The organism is Streptococcus sp. HMSC34B10, assembly GCF_001839505.1.
Lineage (GTDB): Bacteria > Bacillota > Bacilli > Lactobacillales > Streptococcaceae > Streptococcus > Streptococcus peroris.
On sequence record NZ_KV841550.1, the window covers coordinates 107,273 to 129,670 of the forward strand.

18 protein-coding genes are annotated in these 22,398 nt (G+C 40.9%); 8 read left to right on the forward strand and 10 right to left on the reverse strand.

The features are described 5' to 3' along the window. Nucleotides 1-27: 27 nt before the first annotated feature. Entirely contained in the window at nt 28-1,065 is a 1,038-nt protein-coding gene (locus HMPREF3237_RS03150) for a S66 family peptidase (protein WP_070888807.1), read from the forward strand. 43 nt (nt 1,066-1,108) lie between these two features. Here HMPREF3237_RS03150 and HMPREF3237_RS03155 read toward each other — a convergent pair whose 3' ends face one another. Genes HMPREF3237_RS03155 through mutL form a run of 3 tightly spaced genes read right to left on the reverse strand, consistent with a single transcriptional unit; the run spans nt 1,109 to nt 4,257 of the window. Beyond that, nucleotides 1,109-1,684 (reverse strand): DNA-3-methyladenine glycosylase I, encoded by a 576-nt coding sequence (locus HMPREF3237_RS03155; protein WP_070888808.1) that lies wholly within the window; start codon nt 1,682-1,684, stop codon nt 1,109-1,111. A gap of 9 nt (nt 1,685-1,693) precedes the next feature. Then, nucleotides 1,694-2,287, reverse strand: coding sequence for a Holliday junction branch migration protein RuvA (gene ruvA, locus HMPREF3237_RS03160; RefSeq protein ID WP_070888809.1), 594 nt, complete (start codon nt 2,285-2,287; stop codon nt 1,694-1,696). A gap of 20 nt (nt 2,288-2,307) precedes the next feature. Further along, nucleotides 2,308-4,257, reverse strand: a complete 1,950-nt coding sequence (gene mutL, locus HMPREF3237_RS03165) for a DNA mismatch repair endonuclease MutL (RefSeq protein WP_070888810.1) — start codon at nt 4,255-4,257, stop codon at nt 2,308-2,310. A 334-nt stretch (nt 4,258-4,591) separates the two neighbouring features. Here mutL and tyrS point away from each other — a divergent pair, with 334 nt between their 5' ends. Further along, nucleotides 4,592-5,848, forward strand: coding sequence for a tyrosine--tRNA ligase (gene tyrS / locus HMPREF3237_RS03170; protein WP_070888811.1), 1,257 nt, complete (start codon nt 4,592-4,594; stop codon nt 5,846-5,848). Between the two features lie 77 nt (nt 5,849-5,925). Here the strand turns inward: tyrS and HMPREF3237_RS03175 are convergent, their stop codons facing one another. Continuing rightward, the gene (locus HMPREF3237_RS03175; RefSeq protein ID WP_070888812.1) at nt 5,926-7,989 is read right to left on the reverse strand and encodes a heavy metal translocating P-type ATPase; all 2,064 of its coding nucleotides are present in this window, start codon (nt 7,987-7,989) and stop codon (nt 5,926-5,928) included. A gap of 1 nt (nt 7,990) precedes the next feature. Continuing rightward, a complete protein-coding gene (locus HMPREF3237_RS03180) occupies nt 7,991-8,269 on the reverse strand; it encodes a DUF6110 family protein (protein WP_070888813.1) in 279 nt (92 codons plus the stop codon). A gap of 151 nt (nt 8,270-8,420) precedes the next feature. Here HMPREF3237_RS03180 and HMPREF3237_RS03185 point away from each other — a divergent pair, with 151 nt between their 5' ends. Then, nucleotides 8,421-9,269, forward strand: a complete 849-nt coding sequence (locus HMPREF3237_RS03185) for a putative RNA methyltransferase (RefSeq protein WP_070888814.1) — start codon at nt 8,421-8,423, stop codon at nt 9,267-9,269. Between the two features lie 109 nt (nt 9,270-9,378). On the opposite strand, the gene HMPREF3237_RS09055 is transcribed toward HMPREF3237_RS03185, so the two are convergent. The 3 genes from HMPREF3237_RS09055 to malQ form a co-directional block, all read right to left on the reverse strand. Continuing rightward, complete coding sequence (locus tag HMPREF3237_RS09055; RefSeq protein ID WP_000265676.1) at nt 9,379-9,585, reverse strand: hypothetical protein; 207 nt, start codon at nt 9,583-9,585, stop codon at nt 9,379-9,381. A gap of 273 nt (nt 9,586-9,858) precedes the next feature. Beyond that, nucleotides 9,859-12,117 (reverse strand): glycogen/starch/alpha-glucan family phosphorylase, encoded by a 2,259-nt coding sequence (glgP, locus tag HMPREF3237_RS03195; RefSeq protein ID WP_070888815.1) that lies wholly within the window; start codon nt 12,115-12,117, stop codon nt 9,859-9,861. A gap of 25 nt (nt 12,118-12,142) precedes the next feature. Continuing rightward, the gene (gene malQ / locus HMPREF3237_RS03200; RefSeq protein ID WP_070888816.1) at nt 12,143-13,660 is read right to left on the reverse strand and encodes a 4-alpha-glucanotransferase; all 1,518 of its coding nucleotides are present in this window, start codon (nt 13,658-13,660) and stop codon (nt 12,143-12,145) included. Between the two features lie 421 nt (nt 13,661-14,081). On the opposite strand from malQ, the gene HMPREF3237_RS03205 reads away from it, so the two are divergent. The 5 genes from HMPREF3237_RS03205 to HMPREF3237_RS03225 all read left to right on the forward strand — a co-directional run bounded on the left by HMPREF3237_RS03205 (nt 14,082) and on the right by HMPREF3237_RS03225 (nt 19,602). Further along, entirely contained in the window at nt 14,082-15,353 is a 1,272-nt protein-coding gene (locus HMPREF3237_RS03205) for an extracellular solute-binding protein (protein WP_006146133.1), read from the forward strand. 110 nt (nt 15,354-15,463) lie between these two features. Continuing rightward, the gene (locus HMPREF3237_RS03210; RefSeq protein ID WP_000414976.1) at nt 15,464-16,756 is read left to right on the forward strand and encodes a carbohydrate ABC transporter permease; all 1,293 of its coding nucleotides are present in this window, start codon (nt 15,464-15,466) and stop codon (nt 16,754-16,756) included. Between the two features lies 1 nt (nt 16,757). Further along, entirely contained in the window at nt 16,758-17,600 is an 843-nt protein-coding gene (locus HMPREF3237_RS03215) for a sugar ABC transporter permease (protein ID WP_006146131.1), read from the forward strand. A 205-nt stretch (nt 17,601-17,805) separates the two neighbouring features. Continuing rightward, complete coding sequence (locus HMPREF3237_RS03220; protein ID WP_070888817.1) at nt 17,806-18,606, forward strand: DUF1189 family protein; 801 nt, start codon at nt 17,806-17,808, stop codon at nt 18,604-18,606. 9 nt (nt 18,607-18,615) lie between these two features. Then, nucleotides 18,616-19,602, forward strand: a complete 987-nt coding sequence (locus HMPREF3237_RS03225; protein WP_070888818.1) for a LacI family DNA-binding transcriptional regulator — start codon at nt 18,616-18,618, stop codon at nt 19,600-19,602. A gap of 52 nt (nt 19,603-19,654) precedes the next feature. Here the strand turns inward: HMPREF3237_RS03225 and HMPREF3237_RS03230 are convergent, their stop codons facing one another. Both HMPREF3237_RS03230 and aspS read right to left on the reverse strand, forming a co-directional pair. Further along, nucleotides 19,655-20,596: a YitT family protein gene (locus HMPREF3237_RS03230; protein WP_070888819.1), complete on the reverse strand. Its 942-nt coding sequence runs from the start codon at nt 20,594-20,596 to the stop codon at nt 19,655-19,657. Beyond that, nucleotides 20,574-22,337 (reverse strand): aspartate--tRNA ligase, encoded by a 1,764-nt coding sequence (gene aspS / locus HMPREF3237_RS03235; protein ID WP_070888820.1) that lies wholly within the window; start codon nt 22,335-22,337, stop codon nt 20,574-20,576. Before aspS ends, HMPREF3237_RS03230 begins: the two co-directional genes overlap by 23 nt. Between the last annotated feature and the right edge of the window lie 61 nt (nt 22,338-22,398).

The window sequence follows — 22,398 nt, forward strand, 5'->3', positions numbered from 1 at the left end:
CTCAATCTATTTCCAGGAGGATAAGATATGACTTCTACTATTGGTATTATAAGTTTATCTAGTGGGACTATGGGTGAAGACTTTGTCAAGCACGAAGTGGACTTGGGTATTCAACGTCTCAAGGACCTCGGACTCAATCCTATCTTTTTACCTCATTCGCTAAAAGGCTTAGATTTTATCAAAGAACATCCTGAAGCTCGTGCAGAGGATTTGATTCAGGCCTTTTCTGATGATAGCATCGACATGATCCTATGCGCCATTGGTGGAAACGATACCTATCGCTTACTACCTTATCTTTTTGAAAACGACCAACTACAAAAGGTTATCAAACCAAAGATTTTTCTCGGTTTCTCGGATACAACTATGAACCATCTCATGTTGCATAAACTAGGAATCAAGACTTTTTATGGTCAATCATTTATAGCAGACATTTGTGAGTTAGACAAAGAAATGTTGCCATATAGCCTCCACTACTTCAAAGAATTGATTGAGACTGGAAAAATCTCAGAAATTCGCCCTAGTAACGTTTGGTATGAGGAACGAACTGACTTCAGTCCCAAGGCTCTGGGAACACCTCGTGTCAGCCATGCAAATACAGGTTTTGACTTGTTACAAGGAACTGCTCAGTTCGAGGGGGAAATCCTCGGTGGTTGCCTCGAATCCCTCTACGATATCTTTGACAACTCTCTACACGTAGATAGCACAGACCTCTGCCAAAAATACAAACTTTTCCCTGACTTATCCGACTGGAAAGGAAAGATTCTATTGCTAGAAACAAGTGAAGAAAAGCCTGAACCTGATGATTTCAAAAAAATGTTGCAGGCTTTAAAAGAAACTGGGATATTTGAAGTCATCAGTGGACTCTTGGTCGGAAAACCTATGGATGAAACCTTCTATGACGACTATAAGAAGACTTTAATGGACACCATTGATAGCACTATCCCGATTGTCTATAATCTAAACGTTGGCCATGCCACACCAAGAGCAATTGTTCCCTTTGGAGTTCACGCGTATGTAGACGCAACGGAGCAAGTCATTTGCTTTGACTATAACAAAGAAAGCTGAGATGAATTTCTCAGCTTTTTTTCTATATTCTCCGATGTTCTAGTCATCTAACATCACTTATTCCACTTTTCCATTCACAATCATTCTCATGATCATTGACCAGGCCTGCTGCTTGTAGGTAGGATAGGACCGCAACGGGACCTGTAAACTTGAAACCACGCTTTTTGAGATCCTTGGATAACATCTCAGATAATGGCGTTTTAGCTGGTGTTTGACTGTAATCCGGGACATCATTGACGATAGTTTTCCCATCTACAAAAGACCAAAGATAAGCATCAAAGGCGCCAAATTCTTCCTGAACTTGTAAAAAAGCCTGGGCGTTAGCACGCGTCGCAAAAATCTTTGCTCGATTGCGGATGATCGCTACATTGTCCATTAAAACTTCCAGCTCTTCATCCGTCATGTCTGCGACTCGTTGGACTTGGTAACCATGAAAAGCTTGACGAAAGCCTTGACGTTTATTGAGCACCGTTTCCCAAGACAGACCTGCCTGATAGGTTTCCATACAAAGCAACTCAAAAAGCGCTCGGTCGTCATGTAGGGGTTGACCCCATTCCTCATCGTGGTAGGCTACATATAAAGGGTTGTTCATTTTAACCCAGCCACAACGTTTTGGCATAGAAATCTCCTATTTCACCAACATCTTGAGGGCCGACTTGATATAATTCTCTGCTGTATCAGTCGTTCCTTCAAAGAATTTCTTGATTTTCTTAAGCTCAGTAGCCTTGTAGCCCAAGGCTAACATGGCTTCCATAGCTTCTTCCAGTTCTTGGTTGTCACTGCTAGATGGAACTGCAACCTTAGCAGGGAGGTCGTCCCCTGCCACAACCACCTTCCCTTCTAGATCCAATACCATCTGTTGGGCTGTTTTTTTACCGATTTTAGGGAACTTGGTCAAGTAGGTGATGTTCTTAGTCTCAATAGCTTGAACGAGACCTGCATTGTCATCAGCTGCGATGATAGCCAGAGCTGAAACTGGGCCGATGCCTGATACAGATATTAAGCTGAGAAAGAGCTTTTTCTCGTCTTCTGAACGAAAACCGTAAAGTAGATGAGCATCTTCACGAACAACTTGATGCACATAGATTTGCGCTTCTTGATTGACTTGCCCTGAGTAGGCATAGGGGTTAGCTACGTGTAGGATATAGCCGATGCCGTTAGCTTCTAGGACGATGTATTTGGCAGTAATTTTGGTAATAATACCCTTTAGATATTCGTACATAATTTTCCTTTATTGTTTGTTCAATACTTGCCCAATTCCCGTAAGCTCGTATGATTTTCCTGAATACGACGGAACATCTTTTCCATATCCGACTTGGTAAAGTGGACCAAAACAGGACGTCCGTGTGGACAGTTATACGGATTGTCACATTGGGAGAGTTGATAGAGGAGTTGTCTAGCCGAGTAATCATCAAGGCTATGATTAGCCTTGATGGACCGTTTGCAGGACATCATAATGGCCAACTCTGCTCGGTATTTCTTAATAGAAACTTCCTTGGTCAAGAGGAGCATGTCGCACATCTCATAGATTCCAGACTCGATTTCCTCCTCTGCCATCCAAATAGGATGTTCGCGCAAGATAAATTGATTCTCCCCGTACTCTGCTAGAAAGACTCCCACTTCCTCTAAGAGAGGCATTCTTTCCTTAAGACGAAGGGCATCATCCGCAGGAAATTCAAAGATATAGGGCACTAGGAGTTGCTGCTGACTCTGGTCAACATTGCCAATGCTCTCACGGTACTCCTCGTACTTAACCCGCTCCTGGGCTGCGTGTTGGTCTATGATGTAGAGACCATCTCGACCTTGAGCAAAGAGATAGGTTCCGTGCATCTGACCGAAAAATTCTAATTCTGGGAAGTTCGAAGACTCTTCCCGCTCTAACTTGTCATAAGCCTTATCTAAACTAGCTAGATCTAACTCCGGGTGATCCAGTTGGTCGTAGCCGACAGGCTTTCTCTCTGCAAAATGCAATTTAGCCGGCTTGGTCATCTGATCCAAGGTTTCCTTGGCAAAGAGGTTCAAATCCTGTCTATCTTCGGACAGATTCACCTGATGATCTGCCACCTCAGCTTGTGTCGGTCTGGTCGGTTCATTTTTTTCATAGTAGAGCGTATTTTCTCTCAGTGGCAAAGTCGTTTGCTCTACCTTTTCACGATTTCTGACCGCAGATTTGGCCAGATTTTCCAAGGCATCTGGAATCAAGGTCTGTTCCTTGAGACTCTTTGCGATAGCTTCTGAAACCAGCTCCATCAATTCTCTTTCCTTAGAAATTCGCACCTCTTGCTTGGTCGGGTGCACATTGACATCTGCTAGATAAGGATCAATCTGGATATGAATAACAGCCAGCGGAAAACGCCCCACCATTAGCTTGCTACCGTAACCATCTAAAATAGCACGATTGAGTAGGAAGTTTTTGATATAACGGCCATTGATAAAAAGACTAATATAGTTACGATTAGCACGTGTTAATTCCGGCAATGAGACAAAGCCTGAAATTTCAAAGTCTAGGTCATCATTCTCAATTTCAACCATTTTTTTAGCACTGGCTAAACCATAAATTCCAGCAATGGCTTGACGCAGTTGACCCGTACCAGCTGTTCGTGTCATTTCCTTGCCATCACTAATCAAACTAAAGGAAATCTCAGGATGGGCCAAGCCTAGACGGTTGACAATATCAATAATATGAGACAACTCCGCCTGCTGACTCTTCATATACTTGAGGCGAGCTGGTGTGTTAAAAAAGAGATCTTCTACGCAAACCTTAGTCCCCACAGGACTGGTCGCTGGGCTAATCTCTTCAACTTCTCCCCCACGAGCGACGAGCTTGGTTCCATGACTTGCTCCCTCTACTGCAGTCAAAAGAGTCAGCACACTAACAGATGCGATAGAAGGCAGAGCTTCACCACGAAAACCGAGAGTCCGAATCCGAAAAAGATCCGCTTGATTTTTGATCTTGCTAGTTGCATGACGGCGGAGAGCCAACTCGACTTCATCGTGAGCAATCCCGTGTCCGTTATCTGTAATTTGGATTCTCTTAAGTCCAGCTTCCTCAATCTCAACGATAATCTGGCTAGATCCAGCATCGATAGCATTTTCGACTAACTCTTTAACAACGCTAGCAGGACGTTCGATAACCTCTCCTGCCGCGATCTGGTTAGCCAAGATTTCTGGCAATTCAATAATATGAGACATCTTTCAGCCCCTTTCTCAACTATTTTTATCTATTTCTCTGAAAACAACACTCTTCAAAAATCTCTTCAAACCACGTCAGTCTCGCCTTGCCGTATATGTGTTACTGACTTCGTCAGTTCTATCCACAACCTCAAAACTGTGTTTTGAGCAACCTGCGGCTAGCTTCCTCGCTTGCTCTTTAATTTTCATTGAGTATAAGCTAGTGCTATTATACCATATTTCACTCGTTTCCAAAAAAGTCCGAGTAGCAACTTTCTTCCCGATTTTACTAGGTTATTTGCCAAGTTTGTGGTAAAATAGGTAGAAACAATATTTTAAAAAGGAGAAAAGACACATGCACATTTTTGATGAGCTAAAAGAGCGTGGTTTGATTTTTCAAACGACCGATGAAGAAGCTTTGCGTAAAGCCCTAGAAGAAGGTCAAGTTTCTTATTATACTGGCTACGATCCAACTGCTGACAGCCTTCACCTAGGTCACCTTGTCGCTATCTTGACAAGTCGTCGTTTGCAGCTAGCAGGTCACAAACCCTATGCGCTCGTTGGCGGTGCAACAGGTCTCATCGGAGATCCGTCCTTCAAAGATGCTGAACGTAGTCTCCAAACAAAAGACACAGTAGAGGGCTGGGTCAAGTCTATCCAAGGGCAACTCTCTCGCTTTCTTGACTTTGAAAACGGCGATAACAAAGCAGTCATGGTCAACAACTACGACTGGTTTGGTAGCATCAGCTTCATTGACTTCCTCCGTGATATCGGAAAATATTTCACTGTCAACAATATGATGAGCAAAGAATCTGTTAAAAAACGGATTGAAACAGGGATTTCATATACTGAGTTTGCTTACCAAATCATGCAAGGCTATGACTTCTACGTTCTTAACCAAGAGCACAATGTAACCCTTCAAATCGGTGGTTCTGACCAGTGGGGAAATATGACAGCGGGTACTGAGTTGATGCGTCGTAAAGCAGATAAGACTGGTCACGTCATCACTGTTCCCCTCATCACGGACGCAACTGGTAAGAAATTTGGTAAATCTGAAGGGAATGCTGTTTGGCTCAACCCTGAAAAGACTTCTCCATACGAAATGTACCAATTCTGGATGAATGTCATGGACGCTGACGCTGTTCGCTTCTTGAAGATCTTCACTTTCTTGTCACTGGATGAGATTGAAGAAATCCGCAAACAGTTTGAGGCTGCTCCTCATGAACGCTTGGCTCAAAAAGTTTTGGCTCGTGAAGTTGTCACACTTGTTCACGGAGAAGAAGCCTACAAAGAAGCCCTTAACATCACTGAGCAACTATTTGCAGGAAACATCAAAAACCTTTCTGTCAAAGAGCTTAAACAAGGACTTCGTGGTGTGCCAAACTACCAAGTACAAGCAGACGAAAATCACAACATCGTTGAACTTCTTGTATCTTCTGGCGTGGTTAACTCAAAACGCCAAGCCCGTGAAGATGTACAAAACGGAGCCATCTACGTCAACGGTGACCGTATCCAAGACCTTGACTATATCTTGAGTGACGCAGATAAGTTAGAGAATGAATTGACTGTTATCCGCCGTGGTAAGAAGAAATACTTTGTTTTGACTTACTAAACTATTCAACATTTACCTATAAACAAAGGAGTTACCCTCGAGAAAGGTAACTCCTTTTTGCTGTTAATAACTCTCATCTATCTAGCCTTAATAGACAGGCTACGCAGTACAATGCGCAAGGTTGTTAGATTATGTAAGATAGAGAGATTTGAAGGACTGAGCCAATTAAACAAGCCAAAGCCAATCAAACTACTATTTACGACAACGGTATCTTGAATATTCTTCTTGATAAGTGTTTGCAAAGATGATGATAGCCAATCCAACTCTTGGAAGAAATCCAAACGATTATCTAACAATAAGATATCGCTCATCTGCTTAGAAATATCTGCACTCTCATTCATCACCACACCGATATCTGATAGGGTTAGAGCCGCTGAGTCATTCAAGCCATCTCCAACCATCAAAATAGTGTGACCTGCTTTCTGCAGTTCCTCTACTAACTCAAATTTCCCATCAGGTTTCAAGTCTGTATAGACCTGATCAAAGGGCAAATCTTTGACTAATTCCTCTGTTCTAACCAAGGTGTCCCCTGTGGCCAGAATCAATTTTTTCCCTTGTGCCTTAAGTTTCTCCAAGGCTGCTTTTGCTTCTTTTCTCAAAGGAGTATGAATGCAGAACATTCCAATCAATTCATTCTGATAAGCCAAGAATAAGAGATTGTAGTGGCTCTTGTACTCTTCAATTAAAGCATTTTGTTCTGAACTGATATGAATTTGCTCATCCTGCATCAAGACATAATTTCCAATAAGAACTGGTTGCCCATCTATATGAGATTTGATCCCCTTGCTTGCGATATATTGGAGTTTCCCATGCATTTCCTCATGTTCAATCCCCTCTATCTCAGCTTGCTTGACGACGGCATTAGCAATAGGATGATAAATGTGTTCCTCAAGACAGGCACTGATTCTGAGAATATCTTCCTCACTATAGTCCCCAAAAGGTAACACCTTTTCAACTATAGGATAACTAGTTGTGATTGTTCCCGTCTTATCAAACAAGAAAGTATCAACTTCCAGATATTTCTCCAGAACATCTCCATCCTTAATCACCATTTCACGATTCAATCCCTCCTTGATAGCTGTCAAATAAGCTACAGGAGTAGAGATTTTCAAAGCGCAGGAGAAATCGACCAATAGGAAAGAAATAGCCTTAGAAAAAGAACCTGTCAATAGGTAAGTCAGCCCAGCCCCCAAGAAATTATATTTGACGACCTTGTCCGCCATTTTGATGAAATAGCGTTGTTTCGTTTTCTTGTTTTCTTCAGATTTCTTCATCAACTCAATCAGTTGTAAAATCCGGCTGTTCATCTGATTATCGGTTACACGAATGCGCAACTCTCCAGTTTCTAATACTGTATTTGCACAAACCAAATCAGACTCTCTTTTTTCAACTGGAAAACTCTCTCCCGTCAAGGAACTTTCGTTGACCATACCTAAACCTGAAACTACTTGTCCATCAAACAAAATTTCATTTCCTTGAGATAGGACCAAGACATCTCCTATTTGAACATCGGAACTCTTGATACTAACAACCGTATCGCCCTGTACTAGGAATACATCGCTCTCTTTTGCAAGAAGGCTTTGTTCTAAATCTGTTGCAGTTTTTTTCAAGGACCACTGATCTAAATGATTCCCCAAATCAAGCATAAACATGATATTGCCAGCTGTCTTGGATTGGTTCATAAACAAGGACAATAAAATCGCCGAGCAGTCCAAGACCTCCATCGTTAGTTCCTTACGCGCTAGTGTTTGATAGGCTTCTCTAATATAGCTAAAAGCCTGATAACAAGTCCATATATAGCGAATAGGATACGGCACAAAACTACGAAAAAGTATACGCTTAATCGCTGCACCTGAAACAATAGAATAAGCACTCTCTTCTCTACGAATGGGAAGAGTCATCAACTCAGAAACTTTCCCTTTATCAATTCTTTTTAAAAAGGCTTCTGCATTATCTAATACAGAAAAACCTTCTTTTATGCGTAGAGTAAAGTGCTGTTGATCCATGTAAAACTGGATAGACTCAATCCCCTTTTCATCTCTCACCAAGGAACGAAGATAGTCTTGAATATCCAAGGTGAGTGAAAAAGAAGATGATAGTCGGATATGTTGGTATCCTCTATGTAGCACTTTAAAAGACATATTATTCTCCTAAAAGGCTATCTAATTGCTCTTCTTTTTTCTCTTGCTCGTACAAATATTTGGCATCTTGCAAGACATCGTCTCCATGTTGCTTCACAACAGAAACAGATGCATCTAGCTCGTCTTTCAACTTATAAGCCTTAGCCAAAGCTTTAGAATAACCTTTTTTAGCTTCCTTACTTGCTAAGATTTTCAAGCCAAGGGTACCAAATGCGACACCACCCAAAAAGAGTGATGATTTTTTCGCAACTTTTGCAACGGTTAGTACTTCTTTTAACATACTTATTTCCTCCTTATCATTATTATATAGCAATTTAGATATAAAAGCAATTTCATTTTATAAATTGGAGAATTAGTTTTATTTCTACTGAATCTCCCATCTACTTACTCCTAAAGTTGCTTTCACTTGCATCTTTTGATACACTTAAACTATGAATACAAACCTCAAACCCAAACTCAAGCGCTTTGCTTCTGTGACTGCCTTTGCCTGCCCTATCTGCCTAGAAAATCTGACCTTGGTAGAGTCTAGCCTCAAGTGTAGCAACCGCCATTCTTTTGACCTAGCAAAATTCGGCTATGTCAATCTGGCTCCCCAAATCAAGCAATCCACCAACTACGATAAAGAAAACTTTCAAAACCGCCAGCAAATCTTAGAAGCTGGCTTTTATCAGGCTATTTTAGAAGGTGTATCTGACTTGCTAGCCAGTTCAGAAACTAGCACCACAGTCTTAGATATCGGTTGTGGCGAAGGATTCTATTCTCGCAAGCTCCAAGAAAGTCATCCTGACAAAACCTTCTACGCCTTTGATATTTCAAAAGACTCGGTCCAAATTGCTGCCAAGAGTGAAGCCAACTGGGCAGTCAACTGGTTCGTTGGCGACCTGGCTCGTCTTCCTATAAAAGACGCTAGCATGGATATCCTGCTTGATATCTTTTCCCCTGCCAATTACGGTGAATTTCGCCGTGTCTTATCCAAAGACGGTATCTTAATCAAGGTCATCCCTACTGAAAACCACCTCAAGGAAATCCGTCAGATGGTAGAGAACCAGCTGACAAAGAAAGACTATTCCAACCAAGATATCAGGGAACATTTCCAGGAACACTTTAGCATCCAATCTAGTCAGATCGCTTCCTTGACCAAACCTATTACAACCGAGCAACGTCAAGCTTTACTTAGCATGACGCCCCTGCTCTTCCACGTCGACCAAAGCAAGATTGACTGGAGTCAACTGACAGAGATTACTATCGAAGCAGAGATACTTGTTGGGAAAGCACTGTAAACAAATTTTTGAGATAAAACAAATCCCGCACCTCTTCTCGAGATGCGAGTTTAAATCGCGATTTTTCAACTATCTATCCCAAAAGTTTAAACCTTTTTAACCTCTCCGTTTATTTTCGATTCGAAATAAAAAACTTATCAATAAATAGCAAGTGAAATAAGGCAAGTGTAATTCCCGATAAGCACCCATGATAAGAGATTTCTTGATGGGTAAGGGGGTAAAGATTACTATTACCCGCCAAGAGGCATGTTAAAATAACAAATAGAATCCAAAATAAATCAGTCCATTTATATTTTGAAAAATATTTTTTCCACATAAGAACACCCTCTTTCTTTACTACAATACTATTATAATACTATTTGTAAACGAATACAAGAAATTTGAGGTAACAACTAAGAAAAATCTGAGGCTTCAAGGTGGTAAATCCTGCATTGTTAAATGTCCTCTAAGCCTGTTGTTAAGGCTGGAAATTATTGACAAGTCATTTTTTCTTTTGAGACCAGTCAACCTCAAATCCACAACACTTAAAAAAAGCGAATTTCAATTGAAACTCGCTTTTTTATAAAATGTATTAGTATAATTTTATAGCTTAGTTCAAGTGCCAGATATCTTCGTTGTACTGTGCGATTGTACGGTCAGATGAGAAGAATCCTGCTTTAGCAATGTTAACGATGACTTTGTCCAACCATGCATCACGATCTTCGTAGTCAGCAAGCATTTGTTCTTTAACCTTGATGTAGTCTTCCAAATCAAGGAGAGTCATGAACCAGTCTTTGTTAATCAATTCATTGTGAAGACGATTCAAACGCTCTTCATTACCAACTGCAAGAACAGCGTCGCTCACGATAAAGTCAACCAATGGTTTGATCGCTTTACGAGCGTAGAATTCGCTTGATTTGTAAGCTGATTTAGCATAAAGGTCGATAACAGTTTCTGAATCTTCACCGAAGATGTAGATATTTTCATCGCCAACCAACTCAGCGATTTCCACGTTAGCCCCGTCCATAGTACCAAGAGTCAAAGCTCCGTTCAACATGAATTTCATGTTACCAGTACCTGAAGCTTCTTTAGAGGCAAGAGAGATTTGTTCTGAGATATCACTTGCAGGGATAAGGAAGCTTGCTGCAGTAACATTGTAGTTTTCAACCATGACTACTTGCAAGTATGGTGATACTTCTGGGTCGTTTGCAATCACTTCTGACAAGCAAAGAATCAAATGGATAATGTCTTGAGCGATAGTGTAGGCAGGAGCTGCTTTACCACCAAAGAAAACTGTGATTGGACGAGCTGGAATGTTTCCTGCTTTGATATCAAGATACTTATGAATCACATACAAAGCGTTCATTTGTTGACGTTTGTATTCATGAAGACGTTTGATTTGAGTATCAAAGATAGAGTTTGGATTGATTTCTACACCTTGATGTTCTTTCAAGTGGTGAGCCAATTTACGTTTATTGTGGGCTTTAATATTTTCCAATTTTTCTTTGACAGCAGCTTTATCTTCATAGAACATAAGATTTTGTAGTTCTTCTGCTTGATGGTGCCAACCATGTCCAAGAATATAGTCTAGATAGTGAGACAAGCTTGGGTTAGCATGCATAAGCCAACGACGGAATGTGATACCGTTTGTTTTGTTGTTGAATTTTTCTGGGTAGATGTCGTAGAAAGCTTTCAACTCAGAATTCTTCAAAATTTCTGTGTGAAGAGCCGCTACCCCATTAACACTGAATCCATAGTGGATATCCATGTGAGCCATGTGGACACGATCATTTTCATCGATGATTTGAACTGCTGGATCAGTGTATTCTGCTTTCACGCGACGGTCCAATTCTTTGATGATTGGTACCAAGTGAGGAACTACTTCTTCCAAGAATTCAAGAGGCCATTTTTCAAGGGCTTCAGCAAGAATTGTGTGGTTTGTGTAAGCAGTCATGCTACGAACGATAGAGATTGCTTCGTCAAGTTCGATACCACGTTCAGTCAACAGACGGATTAATTCAGGAATCACCATTGATGGGTGAGTATCGTTGATTTGTACGACTGCATAGTCAGCAAGGTCATGCAAGTTGCTTCCTTTTTCGATTGCTTCATCGATGATCAATTGCGCACCGTTTGAAACCATGAAGTATTGTTGGAAGATACGAAGCAATTCCCCTTGACGGTCACTATCATCTGGATAAAGGAAAAGTGTCAAGTTACGAGCAATATCTGTCTTATCAAATTGGATTCCATCATGGATGATTGATGAATCAACTGAATCCAAGTCAAATAAACGCAAGCGGTTCTTTGTTGCTGTTTTGTAACCTGGTACATCAATATCGTAAAGAGTTGATGTTAATGTAAAGTGTGCAAATGGTACTTGATAACTACGGCTTGAACGAACCAACCAGTTTTGATAAGTCAACCAAGCATTTGGAACTGTTTCTTGTTGGTTGTTTTTAAGAACTTGTTGGAACAAACCAAAGTGATAGTTCAAACCAACACCATCTCCGTTTAAACCAAGAGTAGCGATAGAGTCGATAAAGCAGGCAGCCAAGCGACCCAATCCACCATTCCCTAAAGATGGTTCCAATTCTACTTCTTCAATTTCAATCAAATCTTTACCAGCATCTGATAATTCTTTTTTCACTTCGTCATAAAGACCGAGGTTGATCAAGTTATTTGACAAAAGTTTCCCAATCAAGAACTCAGCAGAAATGTAGTAAACTTTTTTCTTGCTTGTATTAACTGGTTTTAGGCTACTAACCATTTTGCTATAGTTCAATAGAGCAACGTAGAGTTCTTCGTTACTACATTCAGAAATAGATTTATTATAATGTTTTTGTATAAATTTTGGTAATGGTAACATGATTAAGTATCTCCTGATATTCTCTTTATTTCTTTAATTCTACCAAATTTTTATTAATTCTGCGATAAATTGTTGTCAAATCAAGCAAAGTTTCTTCGACAGCAGGAGTCAATTGATCCTCTGTCATACGCCATGACCAGTTTCCACCAAGAGTAGATGGGAAGTTCATACGAGCTGAACCATCCAACTCTAGCAAATCTTGCATAGTAGCGATAGTCATAAAGCTTACTGATGAGAAGGCTGTACGAAGCATAGCATGTACTACTGTTTCATATTCCTTGCGATTTGTATAACGTGCCATGTACTCACGAGTTGGGTCATCGATTTCGTTGCGATACCAACCAAGAACAGTGTTGTTATCGTGTGTTCCTGTGTACATAACTGAGTTGGCTGGTGCCAAGTGTGGGCTGTCGATACTTTCGTGCTCTGGGTTGAAGGCAAATTGAAGGACTTTCATTCCTGGGAAGCCAGTGCGTTCACGTAGTTCAATAACTTCGTCAGTCATGAATCCAAGGTCCTCTGCGATGATGTTCAAGTCACCAAGTTCCTCTTTAACCGCTGCAAAGAGTTTGTAGTCAGGACCTTTCACCCATTTACCAGGTGCTGCTGTTTCAGAACCAGCAGGAATTTCCCAGTAAGACTCAAATCCACGGAAGTGGTCGATACGAACGATATCGTAGATTTTGAAGCTTTCACGCAAGCGTTCAATCCACCATTTGTAGCCATCTTTGTCCATAGCTTCCCAGTCATAGATTGGGTTACCCCAGAGCTGACCAGTAGCAGAGAATTCATCTGGTGGGCAACCTGCGATGCAAGTTGCTTTCCCATTTTCATCTGTTTTAAAGAGGTGTGGATTTGCCCACATGTCGCTTGAATCTTCCGCTACATAGATTGGCATATCACCGACAATCTCGATGTGACTTTCGTTAGCGTATGCTTTCAATTTCAACCATTGTTGGAAGAAAAGGTATTGGGTTACGCGGTGGTAAACAAGCTTGTCAGCTAATTTCTCACGGTAGCTTTCAAGAGTTGAAGCTTTACGAGCACGAGCATCTGCATCTGGCCATTCTGTCCAAGCAAGATTATCAAAATGCTCCTTGATAGCCATGTACTCTGCAAATAGTTCAAGCCATGATTGATTTTCTTGAGCAAATTTTTCGAAATCTTTGACATCTCCGACTTCAAGGAAACGTTTGACAGCTTTCTCTAGAAGTGGACGACGTGCATAGTAGATTTTAGCATAGTCGACTTCCTCTGGATTGCTACCAAAGTCAACACCTTCAAGATCAGTCGCTTCCAACAAGCCTTGCTCTACCAAAATATCAAGATCGATAAAATGAGTGTTTCCAGCAAAGGCTGAGAATGATTGGTATGGAGAATCTCCGTAGCTAGTTGTCCCTAAAGGAAGAATTTGCCAGTAACGCTGTTTGGTACGAACCAAGAAGTCAACGAAATCATAGGCGCTTTGACCAAATGATCCGATTCCGTATGCTCCTGGAAGTGATGAGATGTGCATCAACACACCGCTTTGACGTTTTTTCATATTAGCACCTCAAGTGTTTATATTTTTAATTACTTCATTGTTTTATTGCGCAAACGTTTGCGCTATCTAAAGTATAACCCATTTCCAAAAGAAATGCAAGCGTTTTTAAAAAACTTTTTTGATTTATTTGTAGAATCACAAATAAAATTTACTATATTCACTTCTCTTACTTTCATACACTTTTTTAAAGAAGCACGCAAGCGTTTCCACTTACTTATCTTCCAAACAATTTCTTCTTAATTATTTACCTTTTATACCTATAATTATTGATAGTTTTCTGTTTTTTCTGATATTCAGCATTTTAAAATTTTTTCAAAAAATGCTTGCAACCGTTTTCTGTTTGTGCTATACTAGGGTCATAAGGGAAAACGTTTGCGTTCCCTAGACTATAAAATTTGTTATTCTTTAGGAGGAATACACTATGTCAACTAAATTCATGAAGAGCGCAGCTGTACTTGGTACTGCTACTCTTGCTAGCTTGCTTTTGGTAGCTTGCGGAAGCAAAACTGCTGATAAAGCAGCTGATTCTGGTTCATCTGAAGGTAAAGAACTTACTTTATACGTTGAAGACCAATATAAAGCATTTGCTGAATCAGCTGCACAAGCTTACGAAAAAGAAGCTGGAGTAAAAGTTACTATCAAAACAGGAGACCAAATGGGTGGTCTCGATAACCTTTCTCTAGATAACCAATCTGGTAAAGCTGCTGACGTTATGATGGCACCATACGACCGAGTAGGTAGCCTTGGTAAAGACGGACAACTTTCAGAAGTGAAATTGAGCGACGGTGCTAAAACAGATGATAAAACTAAATCTCTTGTAACAGCTGCTGACGGTAAAGTTTACGGTGCTCCTGCTGTTATCGAATCACTTGTTTTGTACTATAATAAAGACTTGATTAAAGAAGCTCCAAAAACTTTTGCTGAATTAGAAGAACTTGCTAAAGATAGCAAATATGCCTTCGCTGGTGAAGATGGTAAAACAACTGCCTTCCTTGCTGACTGGACAAACTTCTACTATGCATACGGACTTCTTGCTGGTAACGGCGGTTACGTATTCGGCCAAAACGGTAAAGATTCTAAAGATATCGGACTTGCAAACGAAGGAGCTATCACTGCTATCAACTACGCTAAAACTTGGTACGAAAAATGGCCTAAAGGTATGCAAGATACAGAAGGAGCTCCAAACCTAATCCAAACTCAATTCCAAGAAGGTAAAACAGCTGCTATCATTGATGGTCCTTGGAAAGCTCAGGCCTTCAAAGATGCTAAAGTAAACTACAGTGTTGCGACTATCCCAACTCTTCCAAACGGTAAAAACTATGAAACATTCGGTGGTGGTAAAGCTTGGATCATCCCATCAAGTACTAAGAACCTTGAAGCTGCTCAAAAATTTGTAGACTTCCTTGTTTCAACTGAAGAACAAAAAGCCTTCTACGATAAAACTAACGAAATCCCAGCTAACACTGAGGCTCGTTCATATGCTGAAGGTAAAAACGATGAGTTGACAACAGCTGTTATCAAACAGTTCCAAAATGCTCAACCAATGCCAAACATCCCTCAAATGTCAGCTGTTTGGGACCCAGCTAAAACAATGCTATTTGAAGCTGTAAGTGGTAAGAAAGATGCTAAGACAGCTGCAAACGATGCTGTAACATTGATCAAAGAAACAATCAAACAAAAATTTGGTGAATAAAAAATTTGTTCAAGGGGGGTGGAATTCAAATCCCCCTTTGAATTTATCAACAGAAAACATATATAGTTTAGGTTTTAATTAGAAACCAGTATCCTATGAAAGGAGTTATTATGGAAAAGCAACAACCTAGTAAAGCAGCACTGCTGTCTCTCATTCCTGGGTTAGGACAGATTTACAACAAACAAAAGGCAAAAGGTTTTATCTTCCTTGGTGTAACCATCGTATTTGTCCTTTATTTCCTAGCACTTGCAGCCCCTGAATTGAGCAACCTCATTACTCTTGGTGACAAGCCAGGTCGTGATAATTCCCTCTTCATGCTGATTCGTGGTGCCTTCCATTTAATCTTTGTAGTCGTTTATGTACTCTTTTATTTCTCAAATATTAAAGATGCACATACTATCGCAAAACGTATTAACAATGGAATTCCAGTACCACTTACGCTAAAAGATATGATCAAAGGAATCTATGAAAATGGCTTCCCTTATCTCTTGATTATTCCGTCTTATATTGCCATGACCTTTGCAATCATCTTCCCCGTTGTCGTAACCTTGATGATTGCCTTCACAAACTATGACTTCCAACACTTGCCACCAAACAAATTATTAGACTGGGTTGGTTTGACCAACTTTACAAACATTTGGAGCTTGAGCACCTTCCGTTCTGCCTTTGGTTCTGTTCTTTCTTGGACTATCATTTGGGCTTTATCTGCCTCAACTTTACAGATCGTGATTGGTATCTTCACAGCTATCATTGCTAACCAACCATTTATCAAGGGTAAACGTATCTTTGGTGTTATTTTCCTTCTTCCTTGGGCTGTCCCAGCCTTCATCACTATCTTGACATTCTCAAACATGTTTAACGATAGTGTTGGAGCAATCAATACCCAAGTTATCCCTCTCTTTGCTAAGGTTCTTCCTTTCCTTGATGGGGCGCTTATTCCTTGGAAAACAGACCCAACTTGGACTAAGGTTGCCTTGATTATGATGCAAGGCTGGCTTGGATTCCCATATATCTACGTTTTGACTTTGGGTATCTTGCAATCTATTCCTAACGACCTTTACGAAGCAGCTTATATTGACGGTGCCAATGCTTGGCAAAAATTCCGCAACATCACTTTCCCAATGATCTTGGCTGTTGCAGCACCTACTTTGATTAGCCAATACACCTTCAACTTTAACAACTTCTCTATCATGTACCTCTTCAATGGTGGAGGACCTGGTACTGTCGGAGGGGGAGCTGGTTCAACTGATATCTTGATCTCATGGATCTACCGCTTGACAACAGGTACATCTCCTCAATACTCTATGGCGGCAGCTGTTACCTTGATTATTTCTATCATTGTCATCTCAATCTCTATGATCGCATTCAAGAAACTACACGCATTTGATATGGAGGACGTCTAAGATGAATAACTCAATTAAACTCAAACGTAGACTGACTCAAACCCTTACTTACCTTTACTTGATTGGCCTTTCAATCGTGATTATCTATCCACTGTTGATTACTATCATGTCAGCCTTCAAGGCAGGTAACGTGGCAGCCTTTAAACTAGACAGCAACATCGATTTTAATTTTGATAACTTTAAAGGACTCTTCACTGAAACCTTATACGGTACTTGGTACCTCAATACTTTGATTATCGCCTTGATTACCATGGTTGTGCAAACAAGTATTATCGTACTTGCTGGTTATGCTTATAGCCGTTACAACTTCTTGGCTCGTAAACAAAGTTTGGTCTTCTTCTTGATTATCCAAATGGTGCCAACAATGGCCGCTTTGACTGCCTTCTTCGTTATGGCACTTATGTTGAACGCCCTTAACCACAGCTGGTTCCTCATCTTCCTCTACGTTGGTGGAGGTATCCCAATGAATGCTTGGCTCATGAAAGGCTACTTCGATACAGTGCCAATGTCTCTAGACGAATCTGCAAAACTAGACGGTGCAGGACACTTCCGCCGCTTCTGGCAAATTGTTCTTCCACTGGTTCGCCCAATGGTTGCTGTACAAGCACTCTGGGCCTTCATGGGACCTTTCGGAGACTATATCCTCTCTAGTTTCTTGCTTCGTGAGAAAGAATACTTTACAGTTGCCGTTGGTCTCCAGACCTTCGTTAGCAATGTGAAGAACATGAAGATCGCCTACTTCTCAGCAGGTGCTATCCTCATCGCTCTTCCAATCTGTACACTTTTCTTCTTCTTGCAAAAGAACTTCGTTTCAGGACTTACAAGCGGTGGCGACAAGGGGTAATATACCCCCGCCACCCTTTTTCATTTTTGAACTTGTACATCGATTGTCTGGTGAGAAACAAGAGCTTGCTGAGATTACCTTGTTAGTTAGTGGACGAATCATAACAACCATTCACCTTTACCAAGGATTCTACTATCCCCGCTTGAAATAAAAAACATTTCTCTATATAATACTCGTATAGAAAAATGCCTATAGAAAGAGATTTATGTTACCATATCCATTTTCTTATTTTAATAGTATTTGGGGATTTCGTAAGCCCCTCTCTCAACGTTTTGGTCTAAACTGGTTTCAACTGATTTTTACCAGTATTTTCTTGATTAGCTTATCCATGGTGCCTATTGCTATCCAGAACAGTTCTCAGGAAACCTATCCTTTAGAGACGTTCATCGATGATGTCTATGCTCCATTGACGGACGAAGTCGTTCAGGATCTAGCTACCAATGCTCAGATTGTAGATGGAAAACTAAGCTATACTGGTTCGACTCCTCATCAAACTTCTGTACAAATCGGGGCTACTGCTAGTTCAAGTTTCCCTGAGGAATTACTTCTTAGCTTTGAACCTGAGCAACTCGTCATCAGTAAGCAAGGAAAAGAACTAACCAGCATTCGCTATCATGCTATCACAACTGAAAGTTTTCAAAGCAAGGAAAGCTTAACACAAGCCATTTCTAAAGACTGGTATCAACAAAATCGTGTCTATATCAGCCTCTTTTTAGTTCTGGGTTCTAGTTTCCTCTTCGGACTCAACTTTTTCATTGTCGCTCTAGGTTCTAGCCTTTTGCTTTATTTTACGAAAAAATCACGCCTCTTTTCACTTAAAACCTACAAAGAGTGCTATCATTTCATCTTAAACTGTTTAGGATTGCCAACTTTACTTACCCTGATTCTAGGTCTTTTGGGACAGAATATGGCAACTTTGATTACTGTTCAAAACATTTTATTTGTTCTATACCTGGTCACTATCTTTTATAAAACGCATTTCCGTGATCCAGACTACCAAAAGTAGGAGATTATTATGCCTGTTACGATTAAAGACGTGGCCAAGGCTGCAGGAGTTTCACCCTCAACCGTAACCCGTGTTATTCAAAACAAATCAACTATTAGTGATGAAACCAAAAAACGAGTCCGCAAGGCGATGAAGGAACTCAACTACCATCCAAACCTCAATGCACGAAGCTTAGTTAGTAGTTACACGCAGGTCATTGGCCTAGTCCTCCCAGACGACTCAGATGCCTTTTACCAAAATCCTTTCTTTCCATCTGTTTTTCGTGGCATTGCGCAAGTTGCTTCTGAAAATCGCTACGCTATCCAGATTGCAACCGGAAAAGATGAAAAAGAACGCCTAGATGCTATCTCTCAGATGGTCTATGGAAAACGTGTAGATGGTTTGATTTTCCTGTATGCACAAGAGAATGATCCCTTAGTAAAACTGGTTTCTGACGAACAGTTTCCTTTCCTCATTCTAGGGAAATCACTCTCGCCTTTTATCCCGCTCGTTGATAATGATAATGTTCAGGCTGGCTATGATGCTACAAATTTCTTTATCAGAAAAGGATGCAATCGCATTGCCTTTATCGGAGGGGCTAAGAAACTCTACGTTACTCAAGACCGCTTGGCTGGGTACCTACAAGCTCTTCAAGAAAGCAAACTGCCTCTGGATAGTCATCGTACCTTTTTCGCTGATGAATTCCTTGAAGAAAAGGGATATAATTTTAGCAAACAGCTATTCAAACACGATCCTCAGACCGATGCCATTATCACGACTGACAGCCTTTTAGCCGAAGGGGTTTGCAACTACCTTAGTGAACACGGTCTCAACATCCCTGTTCTTAGCTTTGACTCTGTCAATCCGAGATTAAATCTAGCTGCCTACGTGGATATCAATAGCCTATTACTTGGTCGAACTTCGTTCGAAACTATTCTTCAAATTATCAATGACGTCAAAGAAAACCGGAAAATCTGCTATCGTCAAGTGATTGCACATGAAATTATTGAAAAATAAAAACCAGCTCTAAATTAGAGTTGGTTTTTTCTGTAGTCTTCTGTTTGACTGATTAGTTTTCAACCTCAACAAAGCGTCCTAAAATATGTACATTTTCAGATACAGAAACAAAGGCTGTCGGATCAACTTGCTTCATGATATGCTTAAAATCATTGAATTCTGCACGAGTGATAACCGTAATCAAAATCGCCTTACGCTCATGGTTATAGGTTCCTTCGGCATCATGAATCATAGTCGCCCCACGGTGTAATTTATTGTGGATTTTTTCAATCACCACATCCGGATTACTAGTAACAATCATGGCCTGCATGCGTTTTTGTTTGGTAAAAACTGCATCCGTTACACGACTTGAAACAAAGATAGTAATCATAGAATAGAGAGCATATTTCCAACCAAAGGTCAAGCCTGCAATCAGCATAATGGTCCCATTCACTAGGAAGGAGATGCTTCCGACATTACGGCCTGTCTTCTTACGAATGGTAAGGCTGACAATATCTGTTCCTCCACTGGAGATATTATGGCGTAACGCAAAGCCGATTCCCAGCCCCATAACAACACCCCCAAAGAGGGCATTGATGATTGGGTCCTCTGTTAAGACCACCACAGGTACAAACTGGATAAAGAGCGAGCTCATAGATACCGTGATGAAGGTAAAAACCGTAAACTTATGCCCAATTTGGTACCAGGCCAGAATCATGAGCGGAATATTGATGGCGTAAAATGCTACTGAAATCGGGAAATAAAAGCCAAACCAGTGATTACTAAGTGCAGAAATGATTTGGGCCAAACCTGTTGCTCCACTCGAATAAACGTGTCCAGGTTGAAAGAAGAAATTGACGGCTACTGCTGATAGAAAACCATATACCAGAGAAGCTGAAATCTTTTCATCGTATTTTTCTCGGGAAATACTTTGTAAAACACGCAAAATCTTCACCCGATAGGCAAAGCGGCGCAGATAATGGCTAAACTTTTTAGTTAGTTTCATTTGTTTCATCTTGTTCTACTTGTAGATTAAGTTCTTCTAGTTGTTTAAGAGATACTGTTGATGGGGCTTGCGTCATTGGATCGATTGCTTTATTATTTTTAGGGAAGGCAATCACTTCACGAATATTATCTTCACCTGCTAATAACATGACAAAGCGGTCAAGCCCAATAGCCAAACCTCCATGTGGTGGGAAACCATAGTCCATAGCTTCCAAAAGGAAACCAAACTGAGCATTTGCTTCCTCTGCTGAGAAGCCAAGAGCCTTAAACATCCGTTCTTGGAGCTCTTTTTGGTTGATACGAAGGCTACCACCACCAAGTTCATAACCGTTCAAGACGATATCATAGGCAACAGCACGAACCTTAGCCAAATCTCCTTCAAGTTCATGAGCTGTCTCTGCCTGTGGCAATGTAAATGGATGGTGGGCACTCATGTAACGACCTTCTTCCTCAGACCATTCAAACATTGGCCAATCAACAACCCAAAGGAAGTTGAATTTGTCATTATCAATCAAGCCTAGTTCTTTAGCAATACGTCCACGAAGGGCGCCAAGTGTAGCATTGGCTACGTCAAGCGTGTCAGCAACAAAGAGTACCAAGTCCTTATCTTCAAGGCCAAGCGCAGCTGTCAAATCTTCCTGAATACCAGTCAAGAACTTAGCAACTGGACCATTTAATTCGCCGTCAGCAACCTTAATCCAAGCAAGGCCTTTAGCGCCGTATTGTTTGGCTACTTCTGTCATCTTGTCGATGTCTTTACGTGAGTAGTTGTCTGCTGCACCTTTGACTACGATTGCTTTTACCGCAGGGGCTTCTGAGAAGACTTTGAAATCTACACCCTTGACAACTTCTGTCAAGTCCTGAAGCAACATGTCAAAGCGAGTGTCAGGTTTGTCAGAGCCATAAAGCGCCATGGCATCATCATACTTCATACGTGGGAATGGCAGAGTTACTTCGATGCCTTTTGTTTCCTTCATTACGCGCGCTATCAAGCCTTCTGTGATGTCTTGAATTTCTTGCTCAGTCAGGAATGAAGTTTCCAAGTCAACCTGGGTAAATTCAGGTTGACGGTCTCCACGCAAGTCTTCGTCACGGAAGCATTTGACAATTTGGTAATAACGGTCAAATCCAGCATTCATCAACAATTGTTTCGTTAACTGTGGACTTTGTGGCAAAGCGTAGAAATGCCCTTTATTGACACGAGATGGTACCAAATAGTCACGCGCCCCTTCTGGTGTTGACTTTGAAAGGAATGGCGTTTCTACATCGATAAATTCCAACTCATCCAAGTAGTTACGGATAGAATGCGTTACCTTGGCACGAAGTTTGAGGTTTTTTAGCATTTCTGGACGACGAAGGTCTAGATAACGGTAACGTAGACGCGTATCGTCGTTTGCTTCGATACCATCCTTGATTTCAAATGGAGTTGTTTTGGCAGTGTTATGCACTGTAAGAGCTGTTACATTTAGCTCAACTGCTCCAGTCGCCAATTTATCATTTGCCTGCTCACGTGCTGCAACCTGACCAGTCACCTCGATGACGTATTCACTACGAAGGCTTTCAGCTGTTGCCATCACCTCTGCCGATACTTTTTCAGGGTTGATAACCAACTGCATAATCCCTTCACGGTCACGAAGGTCGATAAAGATCAAGCCACCCAGGTCACGACGACGGGCAACCCAACCCTTCAAGGTAATTTCTTGTCCGATGTGTTCCTCACGAACACGACCAGCATACATACTGCGTTTCATTTCTTCTCTCCTCTTGTATTCTGTTACTATTTTACCATAAAAGCGCAGGCTCTTCATGAAA

Bases quoted from the DNA above. Each gene is read 5' to 3' on its own strand.
- HMPREF3237_RS03150 (WP_070888807.1), top strand. From the start codon at position 28: ATGACTTCTACTATTGGTATTATAAGTTTATCTAGTGGGACTATGGGT.
- HMPREF3237_RS03155 (WP_070888808.1), bottom strand. From the start codon at position 1,684: ATGCCAAAACGTTGTGGCTGGGTTAAAATGAACAACCCTTTATATGTA.
- ruvA (WP_070888809.1), bottom strand. From the start codon at position 2,287: ATGTACGAATATCTAAAGGGTATTATTACCAAAATTACTGCCAAATAC.
- mutL (WP_070888810.1), bottom strand. From the start codon at position 4,257: ATGTCTCATATTATTGAATTGCCAGAAATCTTGGCTAACCAGATCGCG.
- tyrS (WP_070888811.1), top strand. From the start codon at position 4,592: ATGCACATTTTTGATGAGCTAAAAGAGCGTGGTTTGATTTTTCAAACG.
- HMPREF3237_RS03175 (WP_070888812.1), bottom strand. From the start codon at position 7,989: ATGTCTTTTAAAGTGCTACATAGAGGATACCAACATATCCGACTATCA.
- HMPREF3237_RS03180 (WP_070888813.1), bottom strand. From the start codon at position 8,269: ATGTTAAAAGAAGTACTAACCGTTGCAAAAGTTGCGAAAAAATCATCA.
- HMPREF3237_RS03185 (WP_070888814.1), top strand. From the start codon at position 8,421: ATGAATACAAACCTCAAACCCAAACTCAAGCGCTTTGCTTCTGTGACT.
- HMPREF3237_RS09055 (WP_000265676.1), bottom strand. From the start codon at position 9,585: ATGTGGAAAAAATATTTTTCAAAATATAAATGGACTGATTTATTTTGG.
- glgP (WP_070888815.1), bottom strand. From the start codon at position 12,117: ATGTTACCATTACCAAAATTTATACAAAAACATTATAATAAATCTATT.
- malQ (WP_070888816.1), bottom strand. From the start codon at position 13,660: ATGAAAAAACGTCAAAGCGGTGTGTTGATGCACATCTCATCACTTCCA.
- HMPREF3237_RS03205 (WP_006146133.1), top strand. From the start codon at position 14,082: ATGTCAACTAAATTCATGAAGAGCGCAGCTGTACTTGGTACTGCTACT.
- HMPREF3237_RS03210 (WP_000414976.1), top strand. From the start codon at position 15,464: ATGGAAAAGCAACAACCTAGTAAAGCAGCACTGCTGTCTCTCATTCCT.
- HMPREF3237_RS03215 (WP_006146131.1), top strand. From the start codon at position 16,758: ATGAATAACTCAATTAAACTCAAACGTAGACTGACTCAAACCCTTACT.
- HMPREF3237_RS03220 (WP_070888817.1), top strand. From the start codon at position 17,806: ATGTTACCATATCCATTTTCTTATTTTAATAGTATTTGGGGATTTCGT.
- HMPREF3237_RS03225 (WP_070888818.1), top strand. From the start codon at position 18,616: ATGCCTGTTACGATTAAAGACGTGGCCAAGGCTGCAGGAGTTTCACCC.
- HMPREF3237_RS03230 (WP_070888819.1), bottom strand. From the start codon at position 20,596: ATGAAACAAATGAAACTAACTAAAAAGTTTAGCCATTATCTGCGCCGC.
- aspS (WP_070888820.1), bottom strand. From the start codon at position 22,337: ATGAAACGCAGTATGTATGCTGGTCGTGTTCGTGAGGAACACATCGGA.